This is a genomic window from Pseudomonas sp. CROZ-RG-20F-R04-15, assembly GCF_022662375.1.
Lineage (GTDB): Bacteria > Pseudomonadota > Gammaproteobacteria > Pseudomonadales > Pseudomonadaceae > Aquipseudomonas.
Genome location: NZ_JAKNQL010000015.1, coordinates 116053 through 139727 on the forward strand (window position 1 = coordinate 116053; position 23675 = coordinate 139727).

At 57.5% G+C, this 23675-nt stretch carries 16 protein-coding genes and 1 pseudogene (1 of these 17 running past the window's edge); 12 read left to right on the plus strand and 5 right to left on the minus strand.

The window, feature by feature from the left end; translation table 11 throughout:
• On the minus strand, positions 1-3169 hold the 5' end (the start) of the coding sequence (locus L8H52_RS20840) for a non-ribosomal peptide synthase/polyketide synthase (RefSeq protein WP_242208535.1). 9152 nt of this gene lie to the left of the window's left edge; the window shows 3169 of its 12321 coding nt (coding positions 1-3169); the start codon lies at positions 3167-3169; the stop codon falls past the left edge of the window.
• 243 nt (positions 3170-3412) lie between these two features.
• Positions 3413-4150: an alpha/beta fold hydrolase gene (locus L8H52_RS20845; protein WP_242208536.1), complete on the minus strand. Its 738-nt coding sequence runs from the start codon at positions 4148-4150 to the stop codon at positions 3413-3415.
• Between the two features lie 129 nt (positions 4151-4279).
• Between L8H52_RS20845 and L8H52_RS20850 the strand changes: the two genes are divergently transcribed.
• Positions 4280-5413 carry a cupin-like domain-containing protein gene (locus tag L8H52_RS20850; protein ID WP_242208537.1) on the plus strand — a complete coding sequence of 378 codons (1134 nt, stop codon included), beginning with the start codon at positions 4280-4282 and terminating at the stop codon, positions 5411-5413.
• A gap of 111 nt (positions 5414-5524) precedes the next feature.
• Here the strand turns inward: L8H52_RS20850 and L8H52_RS20855 are convergent, their stop codons facing one another.
• Entirely contained in the window at positions 5525-6697 is a 1173-nt protein-coding gene (locus L8H52_RS20855; protein ID WP_242208538.1) for an MFS transporter, read from the minus strand.
• 252 nt (positions 6698-6949) lie between these two features.
• Here L8H52_RS20855 and L8H52_RS20860 point away from each other — a divergent pair, with 252 nt between their 5' ends.
• The 8 genes from L8H52_RS20860 to L8H52_RS20895 all read left to right on the plus strand — a co-directional run bounded on the left by L8H52_RS20860 (position 6950) and on the right by L8H52_RS20895 (position 18151).
• Entirely contained in the window at positions 6950-7750 is an 801-nt protein-coding gene (locus L8H52_RS20860; RefSeq protein ID WP_242208539.1) for a glucose 1-dehydrogenase, read from the plus strand.
• Positions 7743-9569: a glycoside hydrolase family 15 protein gene (locus L8H52_RS20865; protein WP_242208540.1), complete on the plus strand. Its 1827-nt coding sequence runs from the start codon at positions 7743-7745 to the stop codon at positions 9567-9569. Before L8H52_RS20860 ends, L8H52_RS20865 begins: the two co-directional genes overlap by 8 nt.
• Positions 9570-9880: 311 nt before the next feature.
• Complete coding sequence (locus tag L8H52_RS20870) at positions 9881-10270, plus strand: hypothetical protein (protein ID WP_242208541.1); 390 nt, start codon at positions 9881-9883, stop codon at positions 10268-10270.
• 12 nt (positions 10271-10282) lie between these two features.
• Positions 10283-10915: a BRCT domain-containing protein gene (locus L8H52_RS20875; protein ID WP_242208542.1), complete on the plus strand. Its 633-nt coding sequence runs from the start codon at positions 10283-10285 to the stop codon at positions 10913-10915.
• A gap of 12 nt (positions 10916-10927) precedes the next feature.
• Positions 10928-11830: an alpha/beta hydrolase gene (locus L8H52_RS20880; RefSeq protein ID WP_242208543.1), complete on the plus strand. Its 903-nt coding sequence runs from the start codon at positions 10928-10930 to the stop codon at positions 11828-11830.
• A gap of 141 nt (positions 11831-11971) precedes the next feature.
• Positions 11972-14809 (plus strand): antiviral RADAR system adenosine triphosphatase RdrA, encoded by a 2838-nt coding sequence (gene rdrA / locus L8H52_RS20885; protein ID WP_242208544.1) that lies wholly within the window; start codon positions 11972-11974, stop codon positions 14807-14809.
• Positions 14809-17454, plus strand: coding sequence for an antiviral RADAR system adenosine deaminase RdrB (rdrB, locus tag L8H52_RS20890; protein ID WP_347340758.1), 2646 nt, complete (start codon positions 14809-14811; stop codon positions 17452-17454). The genes rdrA and rdrB overlap by 1 nt, the downstream gene beginning before the upstream one ends.
• A 61-nt stretch (positions 17455-17515) precedes the next feature.
• Positions 17516-18151 carry an SLATT domain-containing protein gene (locus tag L8H52_RS20895; RefSeq protein ID WP_242208546.1) on the plus strand — a complete coding sequence of 212 codons (636 nt, stop codon included), beginning with the start codon at positions 17516-17518 and terminating at the stop codon, positions 18149-18151.
• Positions 18152-18252: 101 nt separating this feature from the next.
• Here L8H52_RS20895 and L8H52_RS20900 read toward each other — a convergent pair whose 3' ends face one another.
• A complete protein-coding gene (locus L8H52_RS20900; protein WP_242208547.1) occupies positions 18253-19224 on the minus strand; it encodes a GlxA family transcriptional regulator in 972 nt (323 codons plus the stop codon).
• A gap of 89 nt (positions 19225-19313) precedes the next feature.
• Here L8H52_RS20900 and inhA point away from each other — a divergent pair, with 89 nt between their 5' ends.
• The 3 genes from inhA to L8H52_RS20915 all read left to right on the plus strand — a co-directional run bounded on the left by inhA (position 19314) and on the right by L8H52_RS20915 (position 22692).
• Complete coding sequence (gene inhA / locus L8H52_RS20905; protein WP_175554875.1) at positions 19314-20000, plus strand: isonitrile hydratase; 687 nt, start codon at positions 19314-19316, stop codon at positions 19998-20000.
• A gap of 232 nt (positions 20001-20232) precedes the next feature.
• On the plus strand, positions 20233-21024 hold the full coding sequence (locus tag L8H52_RS20910; protein ID WP_242208548.1) for a CPBP family intramembrane glutamic endopeptidase: 792 nt from the start codon (positions 20233-20235) through the stop codon (positions 21022-21024).
• 102 nt (positions 21025-21126) lie between these two features.
• On the plus strand, positions 21127-22692 hold the full coding sequence (locus tag L8H52_RS20915; protein WP_016983500.1) for a PAS domain-containing methyl-accepting chemotaxis protein: 1566 nt from the start codon (positions 21127-21129) through the stop codon (positions 22690-22692).
• 202 nt (positions 22693-22894) lie between these two features.
• Here the strand turns inward: L8H52_RS20915 and L8H52_RS20920 are convergent.
• Positions 22895-23250 (minus strand): annotated as a pseudogene (locus L8H52_RS20920) (hypothetical protein).
• Between the last annotated feature and the right edge of the window lie 425 nt (positions 23251-23675).

Sequence of the window (23675 nt, forward strand, 5' to 3'; positions counted from 1 at the left end):
GACTGACCACTTGAATCGAAATGATCGAGTCGCCACCCAGTTCGAAGAAGTTGTCTTCGAGGCCGACGCGTTCAAGGCCGAGCACGTCCTCCCAGATCGCCGCCAGGGCTTTTTGCAGCGCATCCTGCGGTGCGACGAAGGCTTGTTGTGGCGCGGCGTCCGGTTGCGGCAAGGCTTTGCGATCGAGTTTGCCGTTGGCGGTGACCGGCAGTTTGGCCAGCGTCATCAGGTAGGTCGGCACCATGAACTCCGGCAGGCTGCCGAGCAGCCACGCCTTGACCTCCTGCTGCCATTGTTCGTCCGACTGAGCATTTTCCAGCACAAGGTAAGCCACCAGGTGCTTGCCGCCCTGCACCAGCACCACTGCTTCACGCACCAGCGGATGCTGCATCAGGCGGGTTTCGATTTCACCCAACTCGATACGCAGACCGCGCAGTTTCACTTGATGGTCGAGACGACCGAGGTATTCGATCACGCCGTCGGCACGCTGGCGCACACGGTCACCGGTGCGGTACAGGCGCGCGCCGTCGTGGAACGGGCACGGCACAAAACGCTCGGCGGTCAGCGCCGGACGCTGGTGATAACTGCGCGCGAGACCGGCGCCGCCCAGATACAGTTCGCCAGCCACGCCACTTGGCACCGGCAGCAACTCGGCGTCGAGGACGTGGGTGCGCAGGTTGGCGATCGGCCGGCCGATCGGCACGCTGTCCGCGCCTTCGTCAACGCAGGTCCAGTGGGTGACGTCGATCGCCGCTTCGGTCGGGCCGTAGAGGTTGTAGAGGCCAGCGTTGGGCAGTTTGGCGAAGACTTGCAGTTGCGCATCCAGCGGCAGTGCTTCACCACTGCAGACGATGCGCTTGAGGCCCACGCAGCTTTCCACGCCCGCCTCGTGAATGAACGCCTGCAGCATCGACGGCACAAAGTGCAACGTACTGATGCCGTGGCGGTTGATGATGTCGATCAGTTGCAGCGGATCGCGGTGCGCACCTGGCGCGGCAACCACCAGACGCGCGCCGGTCAGCAGCGGCCAGAAGAATTCCCAGACCGAAACGTCAAAGCTGAACGGGGTCTTCTGCAACACCGAATCGCTGGCGTCGATCGCGTACGCTTCCTGCATCCAGCACAAGCGGTTGACCAGCGCCGCGTGGCTGTTGCCGGCGCCTTTCGGTTTACCGGTAGAGCCCGAGGTGTAAATCACATAGGCCAGGTTCAGCGGATCGACGCTGACGTTCGGGCGGCTGTCGCTGTAGCGGTCGAGCAGGCCCGGCTGATCCAGCGTAATGACCTGCACGCCGTCAGTCGGCAGCGATGCCAGCAAAGCATCCTGGGTCAGCAACAAGGTGATGCCGCTGTCCTCGATCATGTACGCCAGACGTTCCTGCGGGTACTCCGGATCCAGTGGCACATAAGCGCCGCCCGCCTTGAGAATCGCCAGCAGCGCGACAACCATTTCCACCGAACGCAGGGCACAAACGCCGACCAGACTGTCGGCCCGCACGCCTTGTTCACCCAGTAAATGCGCGAGGCGGTTGGCCCGCGCATCCAGTTCGGCGTAGCTCAGCGTCTGCTCACCGAACAGCAGCGCAGGCGCATTCGGCGTGCGCGCAACCTGCGCTTCGATCAATTGGTGTATCGGGGTTTGGGTCGGATAAACCGCGTGAACATTGTTCCAGTCATGCACCAGTGTGTGCTGTTCATCAGCCTCCATCAGCGGCAGTTCGCCGATGCGTTGCGACGGATCGGCAACCATGGCCGTGAGCAAGCGCAACCAGTGGCGCGCCATGCGCTCGATGGTCGCGGGCTCGAACAAGTCGCTGGCGTACGTCAGCGCCGCATGCAGCTTGCCGCCCTTCTCGTAGGTATCGAGGGTCAGGTCGAACTGGGTGGTACGGCTCTGCCAGTCGAGGCTGTTCAGCAGTAGACCGGAGGCCGTGCTGATGCTGGCGATGTCCGCCACTTGCGGCTGGTGGTTGTACATCACCTGGAACAGCGGCGTGTGACTGAGGCTGCGTTCCAGCTTCAGCGCTTCGACCAGTTGCTCGAACGGCAGATCCTGATGCGCCTGAGCGCCGAGCGCGGTGTCCTTGACGGCGCGCAGCAGATCGTCAATCCGGGTCTGCCCGTCCAGTTGGGTCCGCAGCACTTGCGTGTTGACGAAGAAGCCGATCAGCCCTTCGATTTCGCCACGGTTGCGGTTGGCAATCGGCACGCCGACACGGATGTCGGTCTGGCCGGTATAGCGATGCAGCAGCGCGTTGAAGGCACCGAGCAAGAGCATGAATAACGTGACTTGATGCTGCTGCGCGGTGTTGCGCAGTTGCTCGGCCAGTTGTTCATCGACAGCGAACTCATAGCGAGTGCCGCGATAGCTCGGCATCGCCGGACGCGAATGATCCAGCGGCAGCTCCAGCACCGGGTGTTCGTCGCCCAGTTGCGCCTGCCAGTAATCGAGTTGGCGCGCCTGTTCGCCCGCCTCCAGCCAGCGGCGCTGCCACAAGGCGTAGTCGCTGTACTGGATCGGCAGCGCGGCCAGTTGCGGCTGCAGACCGGCATCGAACGCGTCGTAGCAACGGATGAATTCGTCGATCAGCACGTTCATCGACCAGCCATCGGAAACGATGTGGTGCAGGGTCAGCAGCAGCACATGTTCCTGCTCGGCGAGCTTGAGCAATGTCACCCGCAGCAGCGGACCCACGGCCAGATCGAATGGCAACACCGATTGTTGCTCGGCGGCCTGCACCACAGCCTGCTCACGCTCGCTGGCCGGCAGCACGCTGAAGTCTTCATGGCGGATCACCAGCGGCGCGCTGGCCGGCACTTGCAGCAGACTGTCATCGGCCTCGCGCTGGAACACCGTACGCAGGGTTTCGTGACGCTCGACCAGGCTGGCAAAGGCTTGCTCCAGCGCCGCCAGGTTCAAGCGGCCATTGAGCCGTACCGCGCCTGGCAGGTTATAGGCGCCACCTTGGGGATCCAGCTGCCAGAGAAACCACATGCGTTGCTGTGCGTAAGACAGCGCCTGCCGATCCTCGGCCTCGACGCCGGTCGGAATCGGAAACCGGGAAAAATCCACCCCTTCCCTCTGCAGGGCAGCGAGGAACATCTGGCGCTTTTCCAGGGGCAACCCGATAAACCGGCGAGCGAGTTTCAAGGAGTCTTCAGCATTCATTTCTTAGCATCCGGATCAGTAGGCAGGAAGCACAAAGGCACGTCGTCCCTATAAAACGAATGCAGACCGGAAAAATTAGCGAATGAGAAGAACTGTCAGGCGGGCGGCAGAACGGGGAATTTCAGACTGGCAGAAAACCCTGTGGGAGCGAGCCTGCTCGCGAAAGCGGTATGTCTGTCAGTGCAGATATTGACTGACCTGCCCCCTTCGCGAGCAGGCTCGCTCCCACAGGTTCTGCGGTGTTCAGGCGATTGCGGCCATGGCATGGCGGCGATGATGGCCGTCGAGCTGATCCTTGATCACCTTCAATACCTTCGCTTCATGCTCATGAATAAAGAAGTGCCCACCCGCGAGCATGTCCACCGAAAAGCTGCCGTGCGTCTCCTTGCTCCAGCCGATCAATTGCTCGGTGGTCGCGCGGTCAGCCTTGCCGCCGAGCACATGCACCGGGCAGTTGAGCAGCGGTCGCGCCAGCGGCTCGAACTTGCCGCACAGTTGAAAATCCGCGCGCAGGATCGGCAGGGTCAGGCTCATCAGCTCTGCGTTGGCAAGGACTTCTTCGCTGGTGCCATTGAGCGTGCGCAGTTGCTCGATCAACTCGGCGTCGGTCTTGGGGTCGGCAAAGCCGCGATCGTAATCGGCGCGCATCGTCGGCGCCGCGGTTCCCGAAGCGAACATCGCTACCGGCTCGGGACAGCCCAGTGCGCGCAGGGCGTGAGCCATCTCGCAGGCCAGCAACGCGCCAAGGCTATGGCCGAACAGTGCATAAGGGGCTTTGAGTGTCGACCGCAGTTCCTTGGCCAGTTGCATCGCCAGTGCACGCATGTCGGTGTGCAGCGGCTCGCCAAAGCGCGCGCCACGCCCCGGTAGCTCGACCGGTTGCAATTGCAGCCATTGCGGCAGCTTTCGTCGCCAGCGGCTGTAAACCATGGCACTGGCGCCGGAGTACGGCAGACACAGCAGGGTCAGCTTGGTCACCACGCTTTCCTCGGAAAATTCATCTGTAGAGAGAAACGGATCCCGTCGCGGTTAAATTAGTCGTCGACCGGTAAATTCTTCCCACAGGCGCTCGTTAACTGTTCAGGCTAAAACCAATAACGAGGATTCACCGTGGACCTGCAGAGCATCCTGGGCAAGCTGTTCGCCAATGCCGGTGCCGTCGGCATCGAAGGAGTTTTCCAATTCGTCTTTGGCCCGCACCTGGCTTTCTGGTCAGAGGTCAAGGCCAGCAGCCGCACCGAGCCAGGACTTCACGCCAGCCCGGACGTGACCATTGAAGTCGCCGAGCGCGATTTCCTCGGGATCATGAGCGGCATGGCCAACGTCGAAGAGCTGTTCGCCAGCGGACGCCTGAAGATTGGCGGCAACATGGGCCTGGCAACGATGCTGCCGCAGATCATCGAGCATGCGATGCACGGTCGCGCCGTGGCGGAGAAAGTCGACATGAACAAGCGCTACCCGACTCCGCCGCGCTTCAGCGAAAAACTCACCGCCAGCCTGCCGACCCAAAGCAGCGTCGAACGCCTCGCCCGCGGTGATCTGTCGGTCGCCGAATTCAACAGCCGCTACCTGCCCAATGGCATTCCGGTGGTGATCAGCAATGCGCTGCACGACTGGCCACTGTTCAAGCTCAGTCGCGAAGAATCGCTGGTGCATTTCGCCGAGCTGCAAGGCATCACCCGCCATGGCGATTATGTGAAGAAAACCTTTTCCACCGAACGTGATTTTCGCTCGACGTCGATGGCCGACTTCATCGCCTCGCTGGACAAACCGGCGGTCAAGGGCGCCGATGGCGAGCCGCCAGCGTATATGGGCAACAACATCCTGCCGGCGCAGTTGATGCAACAGATCAAGTACCCGCCCTACTTCGACACCGCGCTGTTTATTCCGCCGCGAATCTGGATCGGGCCGAAAGGGACGCTGACACCACTGCATCGCGACGACACCGACAATCTGTTTGCGCAGGTTTGGGGGCAAAAGACCTTCACCCTCGCCGCGCCGCATCACCGTGAAGCGCTGGGTACCTGGTCGACTGCGCCCAAGGGTGGTCTGGATGGCTGTGATTTCAATCCGGATGCGCCGGACTACGAGCGTTTTCCTGCCGCCCGCGACGTGACATTTCTGCGGGTGACGCTGGAGGCTGGGGATTTGCTGTTTTTGCCGGAGGGCTGGTTCCATCAGGTGGAATCGGTGTCGACTTCACTGTCAGTGAATTTCTGGGTCAACTCGGGACGGGGCTGGTAAAAGGGCAAATCCTGTGGGAGCGAGCCTGCTCGCGAAAGCCATTTCACATTCAATAGGAATGTTGACTGAAACACCGCTTTCGCGAGCAAGCTCGCTCCCACAATGGAAATTTCATTTCAGATGGCGGTAACTCTGTATTGCCGAACCCAGCACCACGGCCCCCGCCGCGATCGCCAGCCAGAAACCGCTGCGTGCGCCGAAAGCGTCCACCAGCCAACCGGAGCCGGCCGCCCCCACTGCCACACCGATACTCAAACCGGTCACCAGCCAGGTCAACCCTTCGGTGAGTTTGGCCGCTGGCACGATGCGTTCAATCAACGCCATCGCGACAATCAGCGTCGGCGAGAAGAACAGCCCGGCAACGAACACGGCCAGCGACAAGCCAAAAATATTGCTCGCCAGCAACAGCGGTAACGTCGTCACCGCCGTCGCCACGCCGCCGTACAGGAACAACTGCGGCAATGGCAATTTCGAACGCATCGCCCCGAAAGCGATGCCGGCCAGGCACGAACCGATGGCATACACCGACAACACAATGCTCGCCGCCGCCGGTTGCCCCTGTTGTTGGGCAAACGCGACGCTGACCACATCGATGACACCGACGATAACGCCCATGGCAATCATCAAGGCCAGCAACAACTGAACGTCAGTCGAACCAATGATCGAGGCGTGATGTTCAGACGTATGCGGGTGCACCGGTGGCTCGGTGCTGCGCTGGGCGACAAACGCCGTCACGCCAATCGCCAGCGCCAGCAAAGCCGCCAGCGGCCCGGCCTCGGGAAACACCGCCACGCACAAGCCCACCGACAGCGGCGGACCGACGATAAAGCAGACCTCATCAAGCACCGATTCCAGCGCATACGCGGTCTGTAATTGCGGCTGACCGCGATAGATCTCGGTCCAGCGCGCACGCACCATCGCTGACATGCTCGGCATGCAACCGGCCAGCGCGGCGAAGATGAACAGCGTCCAGTTTGGCGCCTGTAACCGCGTGCACAGCAGCAACATCAGCAGTGCGCCGCCGCCGATCAACGCTGACACCGGCAGAATCCGCCCCTGACCGAAGCGGTCCACCAGTCGCGACACCTGCGGCGCACAAAACGCCGTGGCCAGAGCAAACGTCGCCGCCACACCACCGGCCAACGCATAGCCGCCCTTCAACTGCGAGAGCATGGTGATCACGCCGATACCGGTCATGGAGATCGGCATCCGCGCGATCATCCCGGCCAGCACAAAATTTCGTGCACCGGGGGCGTTGAACAATTCGCGGTAAGGGTTTGCCATCGGTTGCTGCCTCATCAAGGGCGGCCAAGTTGCCATAGGGTCAGGTGTCGGGGAAGCGGGGAATTGTTGGTGGAATGTGAAGGCCCCCTTCGCGAGCAAGCTCGCTCCCACAGGATTTGTGTACGCCGCAGATCCAGTGTGGGAGCGAGCTTGCTCGCGAAGGCGCCAGCGCAATCACCGCATCCCCCGAATGAACTCTCAGCGCCAGCCACCAGTCAGCTATGTAAGCCCTCACTCAAGGCGCGACCCTGCATGCAAATCTCCCTCACCGGACAAGTAGCCCTGATCACCGGCGCCAGCTCCGGCATCGGCCACGCCGCCGCCAAAGCCCTCGCCGCAGCCGGCGCGGCGGTGGTCATCAACTACAACCGCCAGGCAGAACCGGCCGAAGCCTTGGCCCGACAGATCATTGCCGACGGTGGTCAAGCGCTGGCTATCAGCGCCGATGTCTCGAAGGAAGACGACGTTGAACGCCTGTTCACCGAAACTCTCGACGCCTTCGGTTCGCTGGATATTCTGATCGCCAACTCGGGTATGCAAAAAGACGCCGCCGCCGTGGACATGACGCTCGACGACTGGAACGCGGTGATCGGCGTTAACCTCACCGGGCAATTCCTCTGCGCCCGCGCTGCCCTGCGCATCTTCAATCGACAGGGCGTTCGTGAAGGCGTGTCGCGCGCTGCCGGCAAGATCATCCACATGAGTTCGGTGCACCAGCGCATTCCTTGGGCCGGGCACGTCAATTACGCCGCGTCCAAGGGCGGCGTCGATCAGTTGATGCAGACCCTCGCGCAGGAAGTCAGCCATCAACGCATTCGCATCAACGGCATCGCGCCGGGGGCGATTCGCACGGCAATCAACAAAGACGCGACCGAAGGCGCTGCCGGCGACAAGCTGCTTGAACTGATTCCCTATGGGCGCATCGGCGACGTGGAAGACGTCGCCAACGCCGTGGTCTTTCTCGCCTCGGATGCCTCCGATTACATCGTTGGCACCACCCTGTTCATCGACGGCGGCATGAGCCTCTATCCGGAGTTTCGCGGCAATGGCTGAGCATCACCAGGAACGACAAAGCCCGATCGACGCCCACGGCATCATCGGCGACATGCGCAGTGCAGCGCTGATCAATGATCGCGGCAGCGTGGATTTTTTCTGCTGGCCGGAGTTCGACAGCCCATCGATTTTCTGTTCGCTGCTGGACACTCCCGACGCGGGGATTTTCCAACTTGCGCCGGACTTGCCCGACGCGCGCCGCGAGCAGATTTATCTGCCGGACACCAACGTCCTGCAAACCCGCTGGCTGAGTGAGCGTGCTGTGGTCGAAATCACCGATCTGTTGCCGGTGGCGGACAACGAGGACGATTTGCCGCTGCTGATGCGCCGGGTCCGCGTGGTCAGCGGCGAAGCGACCTTCCACGTGCGTTGCGCGGTGCGCCATGACTACGCGCGCGCCGACACCCGTGCGCGAATGGACCAGCAAGCGGTGATTTTCAGTGCCGATGGGCAGCCATCGATGCGCCTGACCTCGGATCAGCCGTTGCACATCGAAACCGACGCAGCGGTTGCCTCATTTACCCTGAAACAGGATCAGACTGCCGCGTTCTTGCTGGGTGGCGAAGACGATCCGCGTTTCGCGGCAGGTGCCGCACAACTGTGCATGGAGCGCACGCTGAAGTTCTGGCGCGACTGGCTCGGTCAGTCAATCTATCGCGGGCGCTGGCGCGAAATGGTCAACCGCTCGGCCCTCGCCCTCAAACTACTGACCTCGCGCAAACACGGCGCGATTCTCGCTGCCGCCACCTTCGGTCTTCCGGAAACGCCCGGCGGCGAACGCAACTGGGATTACCGCTACACGTGGATCCGCGATGCCTCGTTCACGGTGTACGCGTTCATGCGCCTGGGCTTTGTCGGCGAAGCCAACGCCTACATGGGTTGGCTGCGCGGACGAGTCAGCGACTGCCATGGACAACCGATGAAACTGAATATTCTGTACGCCATCGACGGGCAACAGGAATTGCCGGAAACCGAACTTGATCACCTGTCCGGTCATGGCGGCGCGAAACCGGTGCGCATCGGCAATGGTGCGTACGACCAGATCCAGCTCGACATCTTCGGCGAGCTGATGGACGCGGTGTATCTGGTCAACAAATACGGCGACGCGATTTCCCACGAAGGCTGGAAACACGTGCGCGAAGTGGTCGATCAAGTCTGTGAGACGTGGCAAACCAAGGATGTAGGCATCTGGGAAATGCGCGGTGAGCAACATCACTTTCTGCACTCGCGGCTGATGTGCTGGGTGGCGCTGGACCGGGCCATCCGACTGGCCTCGAAACGCTCGCTGCCGGCGCCCTTCGCGCAATGGGATCAGACTCGGCAGGCAATTTACGCCGACATCTGGGAGAACTTCTGGAACGAGGAACGCGGGCATTTCGTGCAGTACAAGGGTGGCACGGCGCTGGATGGCTCGATGTTGCTGATGCCGCTGGTGCGCTTTGTCAGCGCCAAGGATCCACGTTGGCTGTCGACGCTTGAGGCGATTGAAAAGCATCTGGTGCGCGACGGCATGGTGTATCGCTATCGCAACGACGACAGCAATATCGATGGTCTGGCCGGCACCGAAGGCGCTTTCGCTGCGTGTTCATTCTGGTACGTCGAATGCCTCGCCCGCGCGGGGCAGGTGGAAAAAGCGCATCTGGAGTTTGAGCAACTGCTGCGTTACGCCAACCCGCTCGGGTTGTATGCCGAAGAGTTCGACAGCCATGGCCGGCATTTGGGTAATACGCCGCAAGCGCTGACGCATCTGGCGTTGATCAGCGCGGCGAGCTTTCTGGATCGACGTTTGAGCGGGGAAAAGAGTGAGTGGCAGCCTTGAGGTCGTCCGGTTCTTCGTCAGCGTCTGTCAGATAAATCGTACTTTAAACGCCTTTTGTGGGAAGCCGGACTACACGCCAAACACATCACCCAGCGCCGAATTTCGGCGCTGCCCCCTGCACCGGTTACCTGCGGCGACATTTTGTGTAAATCAATGCCTGCAAAAAACTCACAAACGCCACGCAAAGCCACCCTCGTAACTTGCACTTACACCCCGAAATACCTTGTTGCCAGCCGTTACATCCGCCCCTACCATCCACCGCAACGGGCACAGCGGAGCTGTCCAATAAAACCCGAATTCAAGGAACCAGAATGTCCCAGCACGTCCAGCGCAGCATCGACACGTCCCTTCGCAGCGGCCTGACCCGCACCCAACTCTGGGAAGCCGCGGACAAAGGCCTGATCAAATGCTGGGAAATCGGCCGCCAGCGCGCCACCCGCTTCCCCGACCTCGCACAAAAATGCCTCGCCGGCGAACTGCCAGTGCTCGGCTGGAAAGGTGGCGTGAGCCGCAGCCTGAAGAAAAACGAGAAATATGGCTCGCTGAAGTATCTGGCGCAGTGGCAAGGCTTGCGCGGTGAGGATCTGGATATCCATTTGAGTGAAGAGCGTTCGCTGACCTGCTCGCGGACGAAGATGCGGGTGACGTTTACGCCGGATCGGACAAAGTATTTCAATCAGGTGGCGGAAGCCGAGGCTTAAGGAGAAGCAGCGATGGTCGATTTGCATCAGGAATTTCAAAACAGCCGTTTCTTTCACGAAGCGCGGATTGACAGGCGTTCGGCCGACGCACTGGCAGGGGTCGCTGCCGGGCTAGCCGCTGATGGCAAGATCAATCAGCAGGAAGCCGAGTTTCTCAAGACCTGGATCGAAACCCACTTGGTGCACTTGGAAGATCCGGTCGTAAACATCCTATACAAGCGACTCGCCGACATGCTCAACGACGGTGTTATAGACGCCGATGAATCTGTGGAATTGCTGGAAATGCTCCATCAGTTCACCGGTTTACCGGTCGGCATCGCACAAACCCATACAGCGTCTACCAGTCTTCCTCTCGACCACCCGGCCCCGGAATTATGTCTGGTTGATAGGGTATTCCTCTTTACCGGCGTCATGGCCTACGGACCACGAAAGGAATGTGAATCGAAGATTATCGAACGTGGTGGACTGATTGGCGGCTCCGTCAGTAAAAAAACTCACTATCTGGTGGTCGGTAGTATTGGCAATGATCAGTGGCTTCATAGCACTTATGGCACCAAGATCAAAAAAGCCGTAGAACTGAGAGACAACGGCGTGCCGATTGCGATCATCAGCGAAGATCACTGGCAGAAGGTGCTGTTCGGATAACAGGAGCATGAGATGACCGATGGTGCGATTCTTTTCAGCAGAACTCCAAGTCTGACCATTGCCTACGAATACCATGGCCCGGACACAGGCACACCGGTCATCCTGCTCCACGGCTTCCCCTATTCACCCCGCGGCTACGACGAAATCGCCCCTGCCCTTGCTGCCGAGGGATACCGGGTGATCGTCCCGTACCTGCGCGGTTACGGCCCGACCCGTTTCAACAGCCCGGACACGTTGCGTTCCGGCCAGCAAGCGGCGCTGGCGCAGGATCTGCTGGATCTGATGGATGCGTTGGGTATCGAGCAAGCGACGTTGTGCGGTTATGACTGGGGTGGTCGGGCGGCGTGCATTGTGGCGGCGCTGTTTCCTGAGCGGGTGCGCGGTTTGGTGACTGGCGACGGCTACAACCTACAAAACATTCCGAATTCGGTCCAGCCGCTGGATCCGCAGAGCGAGCATCGCTATTGGTATCAGTATTACTTCCACACGCCCCGTGGCGTTGAAGGGCTGACGCAGAATCGTCGGGCGCTGTGCGAATTGCTGTGGCAGTTGTGGTCGCCGACCTGGGCGCGGAACGCCGAGCGTTATCCGTTGAGTGCACCGGCGTTCGACAACCCGGATTTCGTCGAGGTGGTGATTCACTCTTATCGTCATCGCTTCATGTATGCGTCGGGTGATCCGGCGCTGGAAGGGATGGAGCTGGCGCTGGAGAAACGACCGGCGATCAGTGTTCCGACGATTTCACTGTGCGGTGCTGATGATGGCGTAGGTCCGGCGCCGGCGGAGGATGAAGATGCCCACCACTTCACCGGGTTTTACGAGCGGCGGGTGCTGGCCGGCGTTGGGCATAACATTCCGGAAGAGGCGCCGGGTGAAACACTCAAGGCATTGCTGGATCTGTTGCAACGTAAATAAACGCCCCTTGATAACGCATAGCCACGCAAGAGATTGACTGGCAATTGTAGTAGCACATGGCTACTCTCTTTGGATCCATTCAATCAAATCTTCGCCTCCCCCGTCGGGCAGGCGCTATGCGCATGACAAGGAACGGTTTACATGGGCGAGAATCCCGGCATCGAAATCGAATTGCCAATCGACCAAGGCGAACAGGCACATCAACCGGAACCAAAAAACCTGTTGGCGCAAGACGTCTACAAAAAAATCGTAGAGCACTTACAAAACAGTCTTGGCAAAACTCCCTCTTTGGACAGTCCTTCAGACGACCTTGACGACTATCGCAGCCATGAGGCGATTCTGATTGACGGTGGTCGAGGCACCGGGAAAAGCTCGGTTTTAGTCAATCTCAAGACTTACCTCGAAGGTAATAAGGATCTGTTGATCCTCAAACCCTTGGATCCGACACTCCTGGAAAACGGTGATGACCTCCTGCTCAACGTGATTGTTGCTGCGTTAATGAGAGACAAGACCGTTCGTGGCGCCCTGCAAAACCATGAAAAGGAAGCTGAAGCGTTTTATGAGCAGTTGCATAAGCTGGGAGCGGCACTGGAAGGTATCCAGAAACAGAAAGAGCAATATGGTCTGGATAAACTTCGTGCGTTCATGGGCAACCAGTCTCTCGCAGAAAATGTTCACCTTCTGCTGAAAAAAACTTTGTCACTGACTGGAAAAAAGCTGGTTGTTCTACCTATTGATGACGTTGATACTTCGCTGCAGTTGGCCTTTGAAAACATTGAGGTTGTTCGCAAATACTTGACCTCTCCTTTTGTCGTACCCCTGATCAGTGGTGACCTGAGTCTGTATGACGAAGTTATCTGGCGTGAATTTCATGGACGACTGACACATCCCAAAGCGGCTATCGAAAAAGAAGCGCAAACAAGGGCCAAGGATCTTGCGGAAGAATATCAACGTAAAGTTCTTCCGCTACCGAGACGGGTAAAACTTCCGGCGCTAACAAGCTACCTGCAGAATCAAAAAATCATCCTGACCGATAATGGCGTAAAAATATTTCCGCTCGGCATGCTCCAATACTGGCTTGACGCATTACTTAACGAACGAGTCAACGGAGAGGAAAATAGTCGCCTTGAAACCCCGCTACAGACCGTCAGAGAAATGACTCAATTCATCAATGGCTGCAAGCATCTGATTCCAAAGCTCAAGGATCACCTTGACCTAGATTTCAATAGTTGCTCGCCTCAAACTCTTCCCACCATGCTTAAACGCCTGTTGTTCATGCCACTGGGTGTTGCGATGGCTGTGCAGGACTTTGAAGAAAATCTCAATAAGGCGGTCACCGTCGAACGTCATCGACGGGATGGTCGCACCGGGAAGGAGCGAGCCTATCGTTCATTAGGAGCCAGTACAGCGGACATCCCTGAGAATCTGAAAAAGGAACTTCGCCCTTACATTCAACAGTGGCAGAAAGTCATTTCTGATTATTTTCAGTATCATCGCAAAGGTGGGGCCGTTTACTTCACCGCTTTCACCAACGAAAAATGGCACGCTGAAAGCAATGACAGTAAAAAAACATCTGTATTAGCACATGACATGTTCCAGCCACTGGAGCAAAACAATAAAAAATATGAATACTTTGACAATATTTCCAGCATAAACAAAGTCTGGACCGAAATATTTTCCCCGATTGTTCCTCAAGCTTGGATAGAGCGAATCCCAAAGTCGACCATCTTGTACTTTCCGGTTCCAGAGAAAGGCCAAAGAATTCATGTCAAGCCTTCTTCCAGTTGGTCATTCAATCCCCACGTTCCCGAAGATCTTCAGGGCAAGGCAGAACTGGCACGGCAACTGCTTGTGCACTGGAGTTTTTTTTCGCCTAACCAGCGTGCGAACCTCGTATTTCACGGGCGAATTTTTGAACTGATTATCGCTAGCCTTATACGGGACATTTCGGAGACCGAAATCACGGAGATCATAAACCGTCCGCCTTTTCACTCGATATCGGCGCTGGCCCATACCAACACACTCAATCTCTCTGAAGCCTTCGACGCGAACGAGGATGAATCTAGGGAAGATGTCAGTACGGAAGATTCACTCAAAGGCGACCACGAAACGAACGAAGCTATAGCCAATCTCGCAAGTGAAATAAATAACTGGCGCCAGAATAACAACATCCAGGTCCCGCATAGCTGGTTGATCCATAACGTTCTTAATAAATCGTTCAACCAAATAAGTATATTTTCGACTAATAAAAAGCCGAACACCCCCTCGCCATTCGAAATCATTGATTCGGGAATGCGAATGTTTAACTCCGTTTGGTCTGCATTCGGGAGTTTCGAAAAAGGTGAAGTATTTGGCCTACCAAGGATAATTTCCTACGTTAACATGTCAAGCTCCAGCACCAACTTCGAACAACATCCACATTATCGACAAAATATTCTTCCGTTTCTGCAAAAAATCAATGATAGAGCGCAGCATCACGACTTTAAAACTGGATCCTACACCTTTGCACTGGAATCCCACCCTCTCCGCACCCTATTGCGGGAACTATTGACAAACAACCATAAAACACAAAACAACTCTACAAACAAGAAGGAAAACGAACGAAAAATCTCAATAAAAAAAACACACTCCCTATCCGGCTTCTTTGAAACAGCCATGGAATCATTAACAGAACCAGAAAACTTAAAAAAACACATAACAGACTCAACAAAACTTAATAAAATAATCAACGCAACCGCCCGGGAGCAAGGCATAGCTTTAAAAATAGGCACGATAAAAAACCTCCCCTCCCACACAATGCTAAAGTTTTTAACCTCTGTAAGTGATAAATGTGATGACTCATTGAAAGTTGAATTCAGCAATGTCATAAATGGAATCAAACACGTAGAGCCGGGAACGCCACAGCGCCATCTTAGATACATGCATGAACAGTATGTGGAGCACTTAAAAGCCGCAACTTCCGGGTCTGGTCCTGCCTGATGCTCGACCAATCACTCTTCGAGCTCGCCAGCGCCACGTGCTTCTCCAGTACATCCTTGGCGGAGACCTTGCGGTCGCGGCTCCTGGTTGCACCAGACCTAGGTGATCCGACCCTACACGACTCGTTTCACGCAACCTGTCTGCGTAATCTGCGTCTCGATCTTGATGCGGATTACCCCCGCCGGTTTCGTATCAACGACATGGATCTGGCACTCGAGACTCTGTGGCCTCGCAACATCTTCCTTGAGTCACAGGGAGGAAGGCTCGACATGCTCGACGGCCTGTTCGATCAACTGTTTCTGGAAAACGGTGACGTCATTCAGTATCGCGATGACCGTGTGCAGGCTTATGTGCGATGTGCTGCGCGGCTTGATCCGGCGTTGCTGGCCGGTTGGCGGATTGCCAGGCGTCTGCGACAACAGCCGAGGCTTGGATGCAATGACCTGTCGCGGATTGTGGAGGCTCAACAGCCGTTTTTCAGCCCACGTGCGCAGACAGGCAAAGCGTTTGCGGAAAACCATGTGCACTTGGGCGGAGTCCACTATGACGGCCTGGTGTTGATGTCGGGTTTGACCGCGCCGTTGAAAGAGCTGGCGAACGAACCCGCACTGAAAATACTTCCATCCCTGCAACGATTGACACAAAGACTGTTGATGGAAGTTGGCACTGAGCCACTTGATTCAAATCAGGTCCGTGAAATCTGCACCAAGAGTCTCGGCAGCCGCTGGAAAATCGAGCCGCCCATCAGCATCAATTGGAAATGGCTCGCAGAAAAACAGATGGAACCAGCCGATGTTCTGCATCCGCATTGGCAACGACAGAAAATTGCCCGGGCCCTGATCAAAGGCGATACCGGCAAGGCATGGTTGTGGTTTGTGATCTGGTGCTGGACGCGGTATCAAGATCCTGCCTGCACCAGCGAACTGCGCATGGCCCTGTTTTATCTACTCAATTCGCTGACTCACATGCGCCGACAACTGTTGATGGACGGCCAGGGCCTGACCCGTTTTGTAGACGTCTACAACAATCAGGCGCGCCGCAATCTGGGCTGGAATCAGCAGTACACCGATGCCGCGCGGCGTATCTTTCACGGCGAAGGTGACGTGGCGGAGATCAAGGTTGTCCATCATCAGTTCTCACCTCAAGCCGTCGTCCAGTGGTTGGGCCATCTGAGCACCGCCATTGGCCTTGAGTCGGCACCAAAACTCCGGCAAGTACCCTTGGCAAAACAACTGGCAATGCGCAATGCGTTTGAGCGCTGGCACTTCTGCATTCACCTCATTCGTGATGAACTCAGTCGAGATAACCCTTCAAACGTCTGGCAGGAAGCCAACAAGCTGCAAAGTAAACTCGCCAGCAATGCTTCTTGGGAACGTGAAGAACTGATCAATACGTCGTCGCTGTGGCCCGGACGGCTACAACCAGCCCGCTGGATACGAGGTCTAGATGTGGCGGGAGATGAAAATGCGGTGAAGACCGAAGTATTTGCCCCCGCGATCAGATGGTTGCGCCAAGGCCTGCAATCCAAACCTTTTCTGGCGGCTCCCGCAACGGGACTGCATCTGAGCATTCACGCTGGCGAAGATTATGCCCATCCACTGTCGGGGATGCGCCACATCGATGAAACCGTCGAATTTTGTGAAATGCGTTCGGGTGACAGGCTCGGACATGCCCTGGCGCTTGGTATAGAACCCAAAATGTGGCTGGATCGACATGGTGAAGCCGTTCTACCGCTTGATGAGCATGTCGACAACCTGGTCTGGGCCTGGCATCACGCCTGCGAAATGAGCCCACACCTTGATCTGGCGGCACAGATCGTTCCCAAACTGGAACGTACTCTGCGCCGGCTCATTCCGAACATTTCCTGGTTACAGCAAGAATCAACGTTGCCGACGATCGAACAGCTTTTCGACGCATGGCGGTTACGACGCAACTGCTATCACTACGTTACGTACAACAACATTGCCTATTTTGAGGACGCGAAACTCAAGATTGCCGTTCCTGACCGCCGTGATTTCGGACAAGACACAAAAAAAACAACCTCTCCCGCCGCGCAACTCTATCTACAACGCTGGCGGGGTCTTTCAATTCGACGAGCCGGTTTGAACAACTATGCATCGCCGCTTGAGAGTCATGAAAAACAGCACCTCTGCAAGGTTCGAATTCGCCAGTCGGATCATGAATCCGACAGTCACTATCGGACAGAAGGGGATTTGAACCTGATTACCGTCACCGAAACGTCCAACGAAGTTTTGTTCATGCACGCACTTCAGGACTGGCTGCTCGACCGATATGACCGTCTGGGGCTGGTCATTGAAGCCAACCCGACTTCCAACGTTTACATCGCACGCCTGAAATGTCACAGCGAGCATCCCGTTTTTCGATGGTACCCGCCAGATGAAAACACCTTGGCCAAAGGCGCGAAAAATAACCTGTTCGGTTTGCGACGTGGGCCGATCAAGTTCTGCATCAATACAGACGACCCCGGCATCATGCCCACTACGCTGCGCACTGAGTTTGCACTTCTAAGAGAGGCAGCGCTGACCCACGAAGTCTCTAGAACTCAGGCAGAGCAATGGCTGGAACGCATTCGGCTGTTCGGCCTTGAGCAATTTCATCAAAAGCATGAATCACTTTGGGGATAGGCAAAAGCCGTCCATATTTTAAATGTATAAAAAACTAACAACAGGGATGCAAAGAACATAAATGCCCGTGAATACCCCACAAAAGCCAGACCTCTTCAAAGCCGTCCTGGACGCATTCAAATCAATTAACGAAGCGAAACAGGATAAAGCTTCAATCAAACGTATCGTTGAAGAAATTAATACGCTGGTGCATGACAGCTTTGATTACTACGCAGCTTCGGGAAAGAAACATGGCTCTAAGGCAAGATTAACACGCTGGATTTCAATCGGATTCGGCACGCTTGGTGTGATTGCCCCGTTGCTCGGGGGAATCAGTGAGTGCCTCAAATGGCTGACGGGGTTGGGTTACCCCGTGCTGGCCATCGCGGGCGCAGCCATGTTGGCAGATCGAACCTTTGGGTATACCCGAGGCCATATTCGCTATGTGATTGCTCAGTTGGAACTGAAGCATCTATTGACTGACTTCCAAGTGCAATGGTCGTTGTGGCTTGCCAATAACCCTCAAGAAAAAATTGAGCCGACCCAACTTAGGGAAGTCGAGGCACTTCTGCAAAAATTCGTCGACCGTGCTCATGAAATTGTTATGGCAGAAACCGCGGCATGGGGCATCGCTGTAGTAGAAGATATGCAAGAGCTTAAAAACCTGGTGGGGCAAAACGCTAAAACCAAGCCTGCCGCGTCTAAAGACCACGTTTGATTGCCGCTCTACAATCAAGTAATAAGCGACATTTCTCTTCAGACTAAGCGTCATGCTGACAACAGCAGGACGCTTTTCTCACTTACCTCAATCGTCGCTGTTCAGCCCACTGCAACATTGACCGAAAACCGCTCCCGATACGCCTGCGGCGTCACACCAATCGCCCGCAAGAAACTGCGGCGCAAGGTCTCTTCACTGCCAAACCCGCAATTGGCCGCGATGCGCTTGACCGGCAATCCGGTGTCGCTTAACAGCCGCCGGGCGGTTTCGACGCGGATCAACTCAATCGCCCGCGCCGGAGTCTGGCCGGTATCGGCGCGGTAGTGGCGGACGAAACTGCGTTCGCTCATGCCAGCCTGCTCAGCAAGGGTCGGGACGCCGAGGTCGCAGGTAAGGTTTTCGGCGATCCACGCGTGCAGTTCATCAAAACGATTGCCCTGATTCTGCAACGACAGGGTCACGCTGAATTGTGATTGCCCACCCGGACGTTTGAGAAACACCACAAGATGCCGGGCGACGTCCAAAGCGATGTCGCTGCCCAGGTCCTCTTCAACCATCGCCAAGGCCAGATCGATGCCAGCGGTGACACCCGCCGAGGTCCACACCGGGCCGTCGTTGATGAAAATCGGATTCGCCTCGACGTGCAGATTCGGATGCTGCTGCGCCAGTTGTTCGCAGCGAGTCCAGTGGGTAACCACGCGTCGACCGTCGAGCCAGCCGCTGGCCGCCAATAGAAAAGCGCCTGTGCACACCGAGGCCACCCGTCTACATTTCGCTCCATGCTCGCGTACCCAATCGACCAAAAGCACATCTTCAGCGGCCGGATAAATTCCCCAGCCTCCGGCGATGATCAGCGTGTCGCTGGCCGCGTTCGGCAAGGGCTCGGCCAATACTGCCAAGCCTGCCGACGACATCACCGCCCCGCCACCGCTGGCGATCACGCTCGGCGCATAAGGGATCGGCAAGCCACGCTGACGGGCAATGTCGTTGGCCGAGGCGAACACCTGCAAGGGCCCGGTGACGTCGAGGATCTGCATGTTGGCAAACGCGAGTACGCGGATGGCTTTGGGCATTTGGCGTAATTCGTGGGGTGATTGGCGTATGCGCCAGAACCTACGCGCCTACAGTGAAGCCGTCCACCCCTTTTCATGGAGCAAGAACGATGACGCTGCAGATCGGTTTTCTGTTGTTTCCACAGGTTCAGCAACTCGACCTGACCGGCCCTTATGACGTGCTTGCCTCGTTGCCGGACGTGCAGGTGCATCTGATCTGGAAGGATCTGATGCCGGTCACCGCCAGTACCGGGCTGCTGCTGAAACCGACCACCACGTTCGAGGATTGCCCGGATCTGGATGTGATCTGCATCCCCGGTGGCGGTGGCGTCGGCGCGTTGATGGAAGACGAGGTAACGCTGGCCTTCATCAAGCGTCAGGCTGCTCAGGCGAAGTACGTGACATCGGTGTGCACCGGTTCGCTGGTGCTCGGCGCGGCGGGTCTGCTGCAAGGCAAACGCGCGACCACGCATTGGGCGTATCACGATTTGCTGCCAACGCTGGGGGCGATTGCGGTGAAGGATCGGGTGGTGCGTGACGGCAATCTGTTTACCGGTGGCGGGATTACGGCGGGGATCGATTTTGCCTTGGTATTGGCTGAAGAGTTGGTGGGTGCCGACGCGGCGCAACTGATCCAGTTGCAATTGGAATACGCCCCGGCGCCGCCGTTCAATTCCGGCAGCCCGGAGACTGCGCCGGGTGCGGTTGTCGATGAGGCGCGTTTGCGTGCAGCACCATCGCTGAAACTGCGTACGGAAATTACCGAGCGCGCTGCCGCGAAACTCAATCTTCACTGATCCCAAGCCCTACACAAATCCCATGTGGGAGCGAGCCTGCTCGCGAAGACGGCGGATCAGTCGACATTGATGTTGTCTGACCCACCGTTTTCGCGAGCAGGCTCGCTCCCACAAGGGATTTGTGTGTGGCCGAGGGATTGTGTGCCGTCCCCACTTCCCGCCACACCTTCACTTGTCCCCACGCCTTCACCCGTGTAGAAAGCCCTTCCACAAATTTGCACAGGGACTTTCGATGAAGGCTTTGCCATGGCTCTATCTGGCACTTCTCAGCCTCGGTTATGGCTGGGCGCTGAGCTACGGCCACCTCGGCTGGCTGGCGCTGATTTCCATTGGGCTGCTGGTATTCGCAGGTTTTGCCGTGCGCCAGCAACAGGTGCCGGTCGCGCGGTTTCTCGGTCACGGTCTGTTCATTGTGCTGGCCTTGGCGCTGGCGCTGCATTGGCTGCCAGGGTTCGCCAACGGGCGCGCCATCGATCCGCAGCGCTTCACCGACAACGCCGTGCCGTTCTCGATGTACCTGAATCTGGATAAACCTCTGATCGGTTTCTGGCTGCTGCTGGTGTGCCCGTGGATTGTCGGGCGCCGTTCATTGCGCCTGAGCGTCTACGCCACCGCCCTCGCCCTGACGCTGAGCGCGGTTCTGGCCCTCGGCGGTGCGCTGTTGCTGGGCGTGATCGCCTGGGCGCCGAAGTGGCCGGATCAGGCATGGCTGTGGGTGCTGAACAACCTGCTGCTAGTGACACTGGTCGAAGAAGCGCTGTTTCGCGGCTATATACAGGGCGGCCTCAGTCAGCGCTTCAAACACCTGCCGTACGGTGAAAACCTCGCCCTGCTGCTGGCCTCGCTGCTGTTTGGTCTGGTGCATGCCGGCGCGGGCTGGACCTGGGTGTTGCTGGCAGGGCTGGCGGGTGTCGGCTATGGTCTGGCCTACCGTTTTGGCGGACTCGGCGCGGCGATCGCCACACATTTTGGCCTGAACCTCCTGCATTTCGGCCTGTTCACTTATCCGATGCTCGCTGGCTGACGCAAGGGTCGTTTTGCGACGCCGTACTTAAATCTGAAAAAAAACTTCAATAAAAAGCTGTCACCGCCGACAACCTTTCAAAGCCTTGCGGATTGAAAAACCATGCGTAATAACCAGCCCATTACACAACGCGAACGGACTTTCCCGGCTCAGCAGCGGTTGATTTCCACAACCGACGCCAAGGGCGTGATCACCTACTGCAACGACGCTTTCGTCGAAATCAGCGGGTTTTCGCGTGAGGAACTGATCCGTGCGCCGCACAACCTGGTCCGTCACCCAGACGTCCCGGCTGCGGTGTTTTCGCACATGTGGGGCACACTGAAACAAGGCTTGCCATGGATGGGCATTGTCAAGAATCGCTGCAAGACCGGTGACCATTACTGGGTTAACGCCTATGTCACACCGGTGTTCGACGGCAATCAGGTGGTCGGTTACGAGTCAGTGCGGGTCAAACCCACTGCCGAACAGATCCGCCGTGCCGAAGCGCTCTACCAACGCATCAACCAGGGCAAGTCGGCGATCCCTTCCACTGATAAATGGCTGCCGGTGTTGCAGGACTGGCTGCCGTTCATTCTGGTCAGCCAGTTGAGTTTCATGATCGGCGCGACCCTGAACTCGCAGTGGGGTTTTGCCCTCGCCGCCGGTCTGTCGGTGCCGTTGGGCCTGATGGGCCTGCAATGGCAGCAACGCGGGCTCAAGCGCCTGCTGCGCTTGGCCGAGCAGACCACCTCCGACCCGCTGATCGCGCAGATGTACACCGACAGCCGTGGCGCCCAGGCGCGTCTGGAAATGTCGATCCTCAGCCAGGAAGCACGCCTGAAAACCTGCCTGACCCGCCTGCAGGACACCGCCGAACACCTGACCGATCAGGCCAAGCAGTCCGACGCCCTGGCGCACAACAGCTCCACCGGCCTGGAACGGCAGCGCGTGGAAACCGAACAGGTCGCCACCGCCGTCAACCAGATGGCCGCGACCACTCAGGAAGTGGCGAGCCACGTGCAGCGCACCGCTGACGCCACTCAGGAAGCCAATCGCCTGACCGGTCGCGGTCGTGACATTGCCGGCGAAACCCGCGAAGCCATTCAGCGCTTGTCCGTAGTGGTCGGGGAAACCGGTCTGACCGTGACCCAACTGGCCAAGGACAGCGACGAAATCGGCGGCGTGGTTGATGTGATCAAAGGCATCGCCGACCAGACCAACCTGCTGGCACTCAACGCCGCTATCGAAGCGGCCCGTGCTGGCGAGATGGGCCGTGGTTTCGCGGTGGTGGCTGACGAAGTTCGCCAACTGGCGCAACGCACCAGCGAATCGACCGGGCAGATTCACGCCCTGATCGCCAAGTTGCAGCAGACGGCTTCGAGTGCCGTGCAGACCATGGAAGCCGGGCATCGCCAGGCCGAAGAAGGTGTGGCACGAGTATTGGAAGCGGATCAGGCGTTGGTCGGCATCAGTGAAGCGGTGGCCAACATCACCGACATGACCACGCAGATCGCTGCCGCGACGGAAGAGCAAAGTGCGGTGGCTGAAGAGATCAGCCGCAACATCAGCAATATTTCGGAGCTGGCGGATCAGACGTCGGAGCAAGCGCATAACTCGGCGTTGTTGAGTGAAGAGCTGACCAAGACGGCGAATACGCAGTATTCGTTGGTGGAGCGGTTTAACCGCTGATTGAACTGGCGATAACAAAAAACCCGGAGAGCGAGAGCTTCCGGGTTTTTGTTGCCTGTCTGAAACAGATGTTGTTTGGCAGGCCGCTTTCGCGAGCAGGCTCGCTCCCACATTGGAACTGCTCGGGACCCCAGTTTTGTGTCCGACGACAATCCCTGTGGGAGCGAGCCTGCTCGCGAAGAGGCCATAACGGCCAGCGAATTTATTGAGGCAACTTCAGCTTATCCAGCAGTCGATTGACCAACAGCTCGTTGAGCATGATCACCTGTTGCAGCGCCAGTAGTGGCTTGCGCTCCGGGCCGCCTATTGAGTTGGCGATATTGCCGGCCATGGCATAGGCGTATGAAAGCGACTCGCTCGCTTCGACCAGAAGGGTTTCGTCGTCCAGCGTGGGGTCGACGAGATAGACGGGGCGAAACTTGGGTGAGCTTGGTGGGGCTCCCAGGGCTTCGGGTCGGAGGTAGTAGTCGAGGGCGCGATCGGTTGCTTCTTTGATCTTTTGCGGGTCAAGTGAGGGACTGGGTCGGTGACTGGCGGGTTTGGTGTGATTTTGAACATAGATAAAGCTCCAATTTGAAAAAGGGAGCCATCACCCTCGCTACCAAACGGCGGGTGGCGGCCATGCGCGGGTTGGTAGACCGGTCAAATTGGGTAACCCGGCGCTCACAGAGGAGCCCCACGCATGCCCACCATACAAAGCCATATCTCAAAAAAGGAGACAGCATCGACGGTGTCGCAACAACGACAATTTAAAGCGGGCTACCAAACCCGATCACTGTTTTTCAGTGACAAGGAAACGATATAGCCCGGCCTGTAGCCGTGTAAGCCGGCGGATTCTGGCGTACGCGTAGGTAACGGCGCAAGGTGTTGTAGGCCCCGTGGCGTAACGGGTTGTGTACTTTAAACGCGCTCACGGAATCATGTTTACGCGCAGGAAATGCTGGACAGAGAGCGGTTCCAGTTTTTTATCGTGTCAGCGAAAT